4 protein-coding genes are annotated in these 9937 nt (G+C 74.3%); 1 reads left to right on the top strand and 3 read right to left on the bottom strand.

The annotated features are described in order from the left end of the window. Positions 1-25 precede the first annotated feature (25 nt). The 3 genes from AB0883_RS21650 to AB0883_RS21660 are packed head-to-tail and all read right to left on the bottom strand — an operon-like array spanning position 26 to position 8642. Complete coding sequence (locus tag AB0883_RS21650; RefSeq protein ID WP_366642956.1) at positions 26-6523, bottom strand: amino acid adenylation domain-containing protein; 6498 nt, start codon at positions 6521-6523, stop codon at positions 26-28. Next, positions 6520-8412: an amino acid adenylation domain-containing protein gene (locus AB0883_RS21655; protein ID WP_366642957.1), complete on the bottom strand. Its 1893-nt coding sequence runs from the start codon at positions 8410-8412 to the stop codon at positions 6520-6522. Before AB0883_RS21655 ends, AB0883_RS21650 begins: the two co-directional genes overlap by 4 nt. A gap of 11 nt (positions 8413-8423) precedes the next feature. After that, positions 8424-8642, bottom strand: coding sequence for an MbtH family NRPS accessory protein (locus AB0883_RS21660; protein WP_091630286.1), 219 nt, complete (start codon positions 8640-8642; stop codon positions 8424-8426). Between the two features lie 218 nt (positions 8643-8860). On the opposite strand from AB0883_RS21660, the gene AB0883_RS21665 reads away from it, so the two are divergent. Next, a complete protein-coding gene (locus AB0883_RS21665; protein ID WP_366642958.1) occupies positions 8861-9865 on the top strand; it encodes a TauD/TfdA family dioxygenase in 1005 nt (334 codons plus the stop codon). Positions 9866-9937 lie beyond the last annotated feature (72 nt).

Consider the following 9937-nt stretch of genomic DNA (forward strand, 5'->3'; position numbering starts at 1 on the left):
CGACCGGCCGGGCCCCCGCGCGGGGTCACCGGGCACCCCGGCGGGCGGCCACGTCGGCCAGCCGGTTGCGGGCGCTCAGCCTGGGAACCGCCGGCCGGTCGTCCAGCTTCGGGTAGCCGGGCAGCGCCCCGACCAGCCGGGCGACGGTGGGGTGGTCGAACAGGGCCCGGACCGGCACGTCGACGCGGAGCAGGGTACGGAGCCGGACCGCGACCCGGGTGGCCAGCAGCGAGTGCCCGCCGATCTGGAAGAAGTTGTCGTGCACCCCCACCTCGCCGGTGCCGAGCACCTCGCCCCACACCTGCGCGACCGTCCGCTCGTCGTCGGTGCGCGGCGCCACCCGCACGGGTTCGCGCCGCCCGGCGGCACCGGATTGCGGCACCGGCAGGGCGTTCCGGTCGACCTTGCCGGTCGGGGTGAGCGGAAGGGCGTCCAGCGTCACGTAGGCGGCCGGGCACATGTAGTCCGGCAGGGTACGGAGCAGGAACTCGCGCAGCTGCTCGCCGGTCGGCACCGGGTGCCGCCCCCCGCCGACCAGGTACGCGACCAGCTCCTGCTCCCCGCCGTACCGCTGCGGGTGCACCACGGCGGCCCGGACGCCGTCGTGGGCCAGCAGCACCGCCTCGATCTCGGCCGGTTCGATCCGGTGCCCCCGGATCTTCACCTGGTGGTCGACCCGGCCGAGGATCTCCAGGTGCCCGTCGGCGTGCCAGCGGGCCAGGTCACCGGTGCGGTACATGCGGGCACCGGGCACCCCGGCGTGCGGGTCGGGAACGAACTTCTCCGCCGTGAGCGCGGGCCGGGCGCGGTAGCCCCAGGCGACCCCGTCCCCGCCGATGTGGATCTCACCGGGGACGCCGACCGGTACCGGCTCCAGCCGCTCGTCGAGCACGTGGAGCCCGGCGTTCGGGGCCATGCCGAAGTCGACGGGCCGACCGTCCGGAGCCAGCCGGGTGGTCGTGGACCAGACCGTGGTCTCGGTCGGCCCGTAGATGTCCCACACGGTGGCCCCGGTCGAGGCGAGCCGGACCGCCAGCTCGGTCGGCAGCTTCTCGCCGCCGCACAGGACGGTCGCACCCGGCGGTGCGGACCAGCCGGAGTCCAGCAGCATCCGGTACGTCACCGGGGTGGCCTGGAGCACCGCCGGCGCGGCGGTGCGGATCAGCTCGGCCATCCGCTGCGGGTCCCGGGTCTGCTCCGCGTCGGCCACCACCACCCGGCCGCCGACCAGCAGCGGCAGATACAGCTCCAGCACCGAGGGGTCGAACGACACGGTGGTCAGGCCGACCACGGTGGCCCCCGCCGGCAGGCCCGGCCGGTGCCGCATCGCGGCGAGGAAGTTGCCCAGCCCCCGGTGGCTGATCATCACCCCCTTCGGGGTGCCGGTCGATCCCGAGGTGTAGATGACGTACGCCAGGTCGTCGGCGGACGGCCGGTCGGCCGGCCGCTGCTCCGGACGGGCGGCGATCGCCGCGCGCTCGGCGTCCAGCAGCACCGTCCGGATTCCGGCGGCGTCCAGCCGCCCGGCCAGCGCGGTCTCCGTCACCATCACCTGCGCACCGGCGTCGGCCAGCATGAAGGCGGTCCGCTGCGCCGGGTGGTCCGGGTCCAGCGGCAGGTACGCGCCACCGGCGGCCAGCACGGCGAGGAACGCCACGACCAGGTCCGCGCTCCGGTTCAGGTGCACCCCGACCAGCGTCCCCGGCCCGACGCCCAGCTCCCGCAGGTGGTGGGCGAGGCGGTTGGTCCGGCGCTCCAGCTCGGCGTAGCTGAGCACGTCGTCGCCGAAGACCACCGCGTCCGCGTCCGGGGTGGCCGCCACCTGCCGGGCGACCAGCTCGGGCAGCGTGCCGTCCGGGACCGGCAGCGCTCCGCCCGCGCCGAGGCCGAGCAGGGCGCGCCGGTCGGGCTCCGGCAGTCCGCACCGGCGCGGGTCACCCGACGGGTCGGCGACCATCGCCTCCAGCACCCGCCGGTAGCACCGGGTGACCAGGTCCAGGTGGCCGTCGGAGATCCGGTCGGTGCCGGCCTCGATGATCAGCTGACCGGGCTCGCTGGACACCGAGAGGCCGAACTCGTTCGGGGTGGTGTCGGTGATCGCCGACCGGTCGATGCCGTCGAGGTCGAGCACGTGCATGTCGGTGTAGTTGAAGAAGACGTCCACCAGCGGCTTCTGGTCGCCCCACTCGCGCTGCATCGCCGGCAGCGGGTAGTGCCGGTGCGGCCAGAGCGCGACCTCCCCGGCGAAGACCAGGCGGGCCTGCTCGGCCCACGTCGACGCGGTCAGCTCCACCGCGAACGGCACGGTGTTGAGGAACATCCCCCGCACCTGGTCGCCGTCGGTCAGCTCGGGCCGTCCGTTGCACACCAGCCCGGTGTGGAAGCGCCGCTGCCCGGTCAGGATGCCCAGCACGGTCAGGTGCGCGGTGAACAGCAGGCTCTTCAGCGGTACGTCCGCCGTCCGGGCCAGCTCCCGCAGGCCCGGCACCAGGGCGGCGAAGGGCAACCGCACCGCCCGGTAGCGGGCCCCCTCGCCCGCCCACGCCGCCGGGATGCCCAACCGCTCGTGGGTCCGTACCCGCGACGCCCAGAACTCCCGGTCCACCCCGGCGGCCACGGCCCGGCGTTCGAGCGCCACCGCGTCGGCGAACCGGACGGCCGGTACGGGGGCGGGCCGCGGATCCTGCCCGTCCCGGATCCGCCGGTAGTAGGCGAGCAGCTCCGGGACCAGCGAGTTCTGGCTCCAGCCGTCCAGGATGGCGTGGCTGTAGCTCACCAGCAGCCGCCACCGGTCGTCGCCCAGCTGGTAGGCGTGCAGCCGCAGCAGCGACGGCGTGGCCAGGTCGAACCGGTCCCGCCGCTCCTCGGCGACCAGCCGGGCCACCGTGCTCTCCCGCTCGTCGGCCGGTACGCCCCGCAGGTCGGTGTGGCCGACCCGGATCTCCGCGGTCGGGTGGATCAGCTGGAGCGGCTCGCGGTACCCGGTCAGGTCGATCGAGGCCCGCAGGATCTCGTGCCGGGTGGCGAGCAGCTGGGCGGCGGCGTACAGGGCGGGCAGCGAGAACGCGTCGCCCTCGACCGGGTAGCAGAGGCTGTTCAGGTAGAGGTCGCCGGTCGGGTCGGCGAGCGTCTCGTACGCCATGCCGGCCTGCACCATCGACAGCGGGTACGCGTCGACGACGCCCTCGGGCAGTCGGGCCCGGTCCTCCGCGCCGATCAGCGCGAACCGGTCCACCAGGCGGGTGGCCTCGGCCGGCAGCCCGCACTGCCGGGCGTCGACGGCCTCGGCGAGTTCGGCGACCGTCCGGTACCGGAACAGGTCCGTGACGGTGAGGTCGAGCCCCTGGTCGCGGAGGTGTCCGACGACCCGGATGGCGCGGATGCTGTCGCCGCCGATGTCGAAGAAGCGGTCGTGGATGCCGACCGGTCGGTCGTGCCCGCCCGCGTCGGCGGGGTCGGCCCCACGACCGTCGGCGAGGGCGTGGGCGTAGGCGGTGGCGATGAGGTGCTGGGTGGGGGTGCCGGGCGGGGTGTGGTCGGCGCTCCGCCCGGCGGGGGCGTGGGGCGGGGGAAGCGCGTTGCGGTCGATCTTCCCGTTGCTGGTGAGCGGGAGCCCGGTGAGGGTGATCCAGTGGGTGGGGACCATGTACTCGGGCAGCCGCGCGCGCAGGTGGGCGCGCAGGGTGTCGGCGTCGACGGTGTGCCCGTCGGCGGCGACGAGGTAGGTGGCGAGTCGTCGGTCGTCGCCGGGCCCGTGCGGGTGGACGACGGCGGCCTGGACGGTGGGGTGGTCGGCGAGGGTGGTCTCGATCTCGCCGAGTTCGATGCGGTTGCCGCGGATCTTGACCTGATGGTCGAGGCGGCCGAGGTACTCGATGGTGCCGTCCGGACGCCAGCGGGCCTGGTCGCCGGTGCGGTAGGCGCGTTGCCCGTCGTCGGTGGGGATGAAGCGGGCGGCGGTGAGCGCGGGCCGGCGGTGGTAGCCGCGGGCCAGCTGGACGCCGGTGAGGAGGAGTTCTCCGGGGACGCCGACGGGGACCGGGTTGCCCCAGGGGTCGTGGATGTGGGCGCCGGTGTTGGCGATGGGGGAGCCGATGGTGACGCCCTGCCCGGGGTGGACGCGGGTGGCCGTCACGTCGACGGCGGCCTCGGTGGGTCCGTAGAGGTTGTGCAGCTCGACGTCGAGGTGGGCGTGCACGGTGGCGGCGAGGTCGTCGGGGAGGGCCTCGCCGGAGCAGACGATGCGGCGGAGGTGGGGCAGGGCGGTGCGGGTGGTGGCGAGGTAGGCGGTGAAGGCGCGCAGCATCGAGGGGACGAAGTGGACGGTGGTGACGTGCCGCCGGTTGATGGTCTCGGCGAGGTAGGTGGGGTCGCGGTGCCCGTCGGGGCGGGCCATGACGAGGGTCGCGCCGGTGGTCAGGGGCCAGAAGAACTCCCAGACGCTGACGTCGAAGGTGTGCGGGGTCTTCTGCAGGATCCGGTCGGTGTGGTCGAGGCGGTAGGTGTCCTGCATCCAGCGGAGCCGGTTGACGATGGCGCGGTGGTCGACGAGGACGCCCTTGGGGCGGCCGGTGGAGCCCGAGGTGTAGATCAGGTAGGCGGGGCTACGGTCGTCCACGGTGGCGCCGGGTCGTCCGGTGGGTTCGTCGGCGAGCGCCGGGTCGTCGAGGTGGACCAGCGGGCCGGGGTGCCAGTCGTGCTGGTCGGGGGCGTCGATCAGGGTGACGGGGTCGCCGGCGTCGGCGAGCGTCCAGCGGAGCCGGTCGACGGGGTGGGTGGGGTCGAGCGGGAGGTAGGCCGCGCCGGTCTTGAGCACGGCGACGAGGGCCACGGCGAGGGCGACGCGGCGTCGCGCGCTGACGGCGACGATCCGCTCGGGGCCGGCGCCGAGGGCGATCAGCCGGTGGGCGAGCTGGTTGGCGCGGGCGTCGAGCTGGGCGTACGTCAGCTCGTGCTGGTCGTCGGCCACGGCGACCGCGTCGGGGGTGGCGTCGGCCTGGGCCTCGATCAGCCGGTGCAGCAGCGTGTGGCGGGGGTGCTCGACGGCGGTGTCGTTCCAGGCCGCGAGCTGGGCCGTCTCGGTGTCGGTGAGCATGGGCAGCCGGGTGACCGGGGCGTCCGGGTCGGCGACGACGGCGCTCAGCAGCCGCCGGTAGTGCCCGGCCAGCCGCCGCACGGTCGCGTCGTCGAACAACGCCGTCGCGTACTCGACGACCCCGGAGAAGGAGCCGTCCGCCTCCTCGGTCATCTGCATGGTCAGGTCGAACTTCGCGGTGTGCCAGAGCGTCGGCACCTGCCGCGCGCGCAGCCCCGCCCCGGCGAAGTCGGCCGCCGTGGCGTTCTGCATCACGAACATGGTCTGGAACAGCGGGTTGCGGGACAGGTCCCGCTGCGGGGACAGCGCGTCCACGATCCGCTCGAACGGCACGTCCTGGTGCGACTGCGCGTCCAGCACCGCCTCGCGCACCCGGGCCAGCACGTCGACGAAGCTCGGCTCGCCGGACAGGTCGGTCCGCAGCACCAGCGTGTTGACGAAGTACCCGATCAGGTCCTGGACCTCGGGGCGGGTACGCCCGGCGACCGGGGTGCCCACCGCGACGTCGGTCTGCCCGGTGTAGCGGGTCAGCAGGACCTGGAACGCGGCCAGCAGCACCATGAACGGGGTCGCCCGGTGCCGTCGCCCGATCGAGGCGAGGACGCGACCGAGGTCGGCCGGCACGGTGAACGGCAGCGTCGCGCCCCGGGGATCCTGCACCGGCGGGCGGGGCCGGTCGGTCGGCAGCTCCAGCGGCACGAGGCCGGCCAGCCGGTCGCGCCAGTGGTCGAGCTGCCCGGCCAGGCCGGCCGCGCGGTCCCGCTGCCGCACCGCGAAGTCCGCGTACTGGAACCGCAGCGGGGCGAGTGGGGACGGCTCGCCGGCGACCAGCGCCGGGTAGAGCGCGCCGAGTTCCCGGGCCAGCACGCCGACCGACCAGCCGTCGAACGCGATGTGGTGGGCGACCAGCACCATGACGTGCTCGTCCTCGGCGAGCCGGACCAGCCGGACCCGCAGCGGCGCGTCCCGACCCAGGTCGAACGGGGTGCCCGCCTCGTCGCGGATCAGCGCGTCCAGCCGCTCCCGCCGCTCCGCCGCGACGCACCCGGTCAGGTCGACGACGGGCAGCTCGACCGGCTCGGCCGGACCGACCACCTGGCTCGGCCGGCCGTCCACGACCTGGTAGCGGGTCCGCAGCACCTCGTGCCGCCGGATGACCTCCCGCCAGGCGTCGCGGAGGGCCACCGGGTCCAGCGGACCGGTCAACCGCCAGCTGAACGGCACGACGTACTCCGCGCCGCCGGGCCGGATCTGGTCGAGCAGCCACACCCCCTGCTGCGGGTAGGACAGCGGCAGTGGGCCGGTCGGCCGCTGCGGCGCACTCGGGGCCGGCGACCGGTCCGGGGCCCGCCCGGCCAGCAGCGCCTCCACCAGCGCCCGACGGCGGGCGTCGGTCGTGGTCGGGGACGGGTCCTCGGGAATCGTCATTCCTCGCCCACCTGTGCCAACATCGTCTCCAATTCGGACTCGGACATTCCCGCCACCCGTTCCTCGACGGCCCGCTGGAGCACCGTCGCCAGCTCTGCCACGGTCGGTGCCTCGAAGACCGCACCGACCGGCAGGTCGACCGCAAACCGTTCGTGCAGCAATGCGACGACCTGGGTGGCCAGCAGAGAGTGACCGCCGAGGTCGAAGAAGTCGTCGTGTGTCCCGCAGCGGTCGACGCCCAGCACCTCGGTCCACACCTCGGCGACGGCCCGTTCGGTGGGGGTACGCGGCGCCACCGTCGGTCCGTCGGTCACGGAGCCGGCCGGGGCGGGCTCCGGCAACCGCCGGCGGTCGACCTTTCCGCTGCCGGTCAGCGGCAGGTCGTCGAGGATCACCCAGCTCTGCGGGACCATGTGCTCCGGCAACCGTTCGGCCAGGTACGCGCGAACCGCCCGGTGGTCGGCCGGCTCCGAACCGGCCGGCAGCAGGTACGCGACGAGCTGCGGGCCGCCGGCCGCGCCGTGGCGCACGTCCACCACGGCGGCGCGGACGGCGGGGTGCCGGCCGAGTACCGCCTCGATCTCGCCCAGTTCGATCCGGAAGCCCCTGATCTTCACCTGCTGGTCCCGCCGGCCCAGGTAATCGATGCTGCCGTCCGGCAGGTACCGGGCCTGGTCGCCGGTGCGGTACACGCGCTGCCCGGGCCGGTCGGCGAACGGGTCGGGGACGAAGCAGGCGGCGGTCAGGCCCGGCCGGCCGAGATAGCCCCGGGCGAGCTGGATCCCGGCGAGCACCAGCTCCCCGGGCTCGCCGACCGGCACCGGCCGCAGCTCGCCGTCCACGATGTACGTGCGGGTGTTGGCCACCGGCCGGCCGATGGTTACCGCCTCGCCGGGCAGGCAGCGGGCGCTGGTCACCTCGACCGCCGCCTCGGTCGGTCCGTACAGGTTGAACACCTCGCAGTCGAGCCGGGCGTGCGCCGCGGCCACCAGGTCCGCGGGGAGCGCCTCGCCGCTGCACAGCACCTGCCGGATCGACGGCAGGCTGGTCCGGCCGGCGGGCAGCACCTCCAGGAAGGCACGCAGCATCGACGGCACGAACCGGATCGAGGTGACCTGCCGTTCGGCCACCACCCGGGCCAGGTACGCCGGATCGCGGTGCCCGCCGGGACGGGCCATCACCAGCGTCGCCCCGGTGGTCAGCGGGGAGAAGAGCTCACACACCGAGACGTCGAAGCCGAACGGCGTCTTCTGGAGCACCACGCCGCCGTCGGCGCCCCGGGCGTCCGGCCTCCAGCGCACCCGGTTGACGATCGACCGGTGCTCCACGACCACGCCCTTCGGGCGGCCGGTGGAGCCGGAGGTGTAGATGACGTAGGCGGCGTTGGCCGGGTCGACGACCGGTTCCGGGTCGCCGTCCGGCAGCCCCCGGTGTTCGTCGTCGACCCGGATCGGGGCGCCGGTGGCGGCGGCCAGCGGCCCGTGGTCGACATCCGGGCCGGTGACGACGGTCGTCGCCGCCGAGTCGGTCAGCAGGTAGCGGATCCGGTCCGCCGGCTGGTCCGGGTCCAGCGGCAGGTAGGCGCCGCCGGCCTTGAGGACCCCCAGCAGGGCCACCACCAGGTCGACCCCCCGGTGCAGGCACACGCCCACCACCGACTCGGCACCCACGCCGGCCGCCCGCAGCCGGTGGGCGAGCCGGTTGGCCTCGCGGTTCAGCTCGACGTAGCGGACGGTCCGCTCGTCGGACACCACGGCGATCGCGTCCGGGGTACGCCGTGCCTGCTCCTCGACCAGCTCGTGCAGGCACGGGTCGGTCGGGTACCCGACCTCGGTGTCGTTCCACCCTGTCGGGACCCGGTGCCCGTCGGCCGCGGTCAGCTTCGCCATGGCGCTCACGACTACCGGCCCGCCGCCTGCTCCATACGCCGGCGCAGGCTGAGCGGGCGCATGTCGGTCCACACCTCGTCGATTCGCTTCAGGCACTCCTCGCGGGTGCCCTCGGTGCCCTCCGCGCGCCACCCCAGCGGCAGCTCCCGGTCGCCCAGCCAGATCGAGTACTGCTCCTCGTCGTTCACCACGACCCGGTACGCGCGCTCATCGGTGTTCTCGTCGGACATGCCGGCTCCTCCTCGGGAAAGGGCAGCCGTGTCGTACGACACGACACTGGTCCCACTGCCGGTCACACCCTGCCGGGACGCCGATCGCCGTACGTAGAGAAGAACCGGCAGAAAAACGCGTACGAGCCTTGCCGGGGATTCTCTTTCTGACCCGTGCCTCAGCGGACAGGCTGAGCCGTGCCGCGTGACCGGCAGCCCAGAGGCCGACAGGAGAAGCGATGAGTACGCCCCGGATGACGGTGCCGCCGCTGCCGCGCGGGTCGGCCGAGAAAGCGCTTCCGTTCGTCCTGACCGCCGCTGCGCCGGGGGAGCCGATCGGCGGGCGGCTGGCCGCCGACCGGGCCACGATCCGGGCCCGGCTGCGTGAGCACGGGGCCGTCCTGCTGCGGGGTTTCGACGTCGGCGGGGTGGCCGGCTTCGAGGGGGTGGTCCGGGCGCTCTCCGGCGAGCCGTTGGACTACGCCGAGCGCTCGTCGCCCCGCAGCACCATCCAGGGACGGGTCTACACCTCGACGGACTTCCCGCCGGCCGAGGAGATCTTCCTGCACAACGAGAACTCCTACCAGGCCGACTGGCCCATGACGCTCTACTTCTACTGCCTGCGTACGCCGGCCACCCTGGGCGCCACCCCGCTCGCCGACACCCGTCTGGTGCGCCAGCACATCGACCCGGCGGTGTCCGCCGAGTTCGTCGCCCGGGGCTGGCTGGTGGTGCGCAACTTCCACGAGGGCTTCGGCGTGCCCTGGCAGCGGGCGTTCAACACCGACGACCGCGACGAGGTGTCGCGCTACTGCGCCCGCAGCGGCATCGAGGTGGAGTGGACCGGCTCGGGGCTGCGTACCCGCGCCCGACGCGACGCCGTGCACCGGCACCCGGGGACCGGCGAGCTGCTCTGGTTCAACCACGTGACCTTCTTCCACGTGACCACGCTGGCCGAGGAGGTCTGCGCCGGGCTGCGGGAACTGTTCGACGAGACCGAGCTGCCCACGAACACCTACTACGGCGACGGCGGGCGGATCCCGGACGACGTGGTGGCCCACCTGCGGGACTGCTACCGGGCGGCCCAGCGGCGCTTCGACTGGCGGCGCGACGACGTCCTGGTGGTGGACAACATGCTCGCCGCGCACGCCCGGGAACCGTTCACCGGCGACCGCAGGATCGCCGTGGCGATGGCCGAGCCGTACCGCGCGGCGCTCGCGGCGGCCGGCGCCGCCCCGGGGTGAGCGTCGTCGGTGTGCCGAGGACCCCCTCGCACACCGAACCGACGGGCGGCTGTTCCGCACGCGTCCCCGCGC

The sequence above is a fragment of the Micromonospora sp. NPDC047812 genome, assembly GCF_040704175.1.
Lineage (GTDB): Bacteria > Actinomycetota > Actinomycetes > Mycobacteriales > Micromonosporaceae > Micromonospora.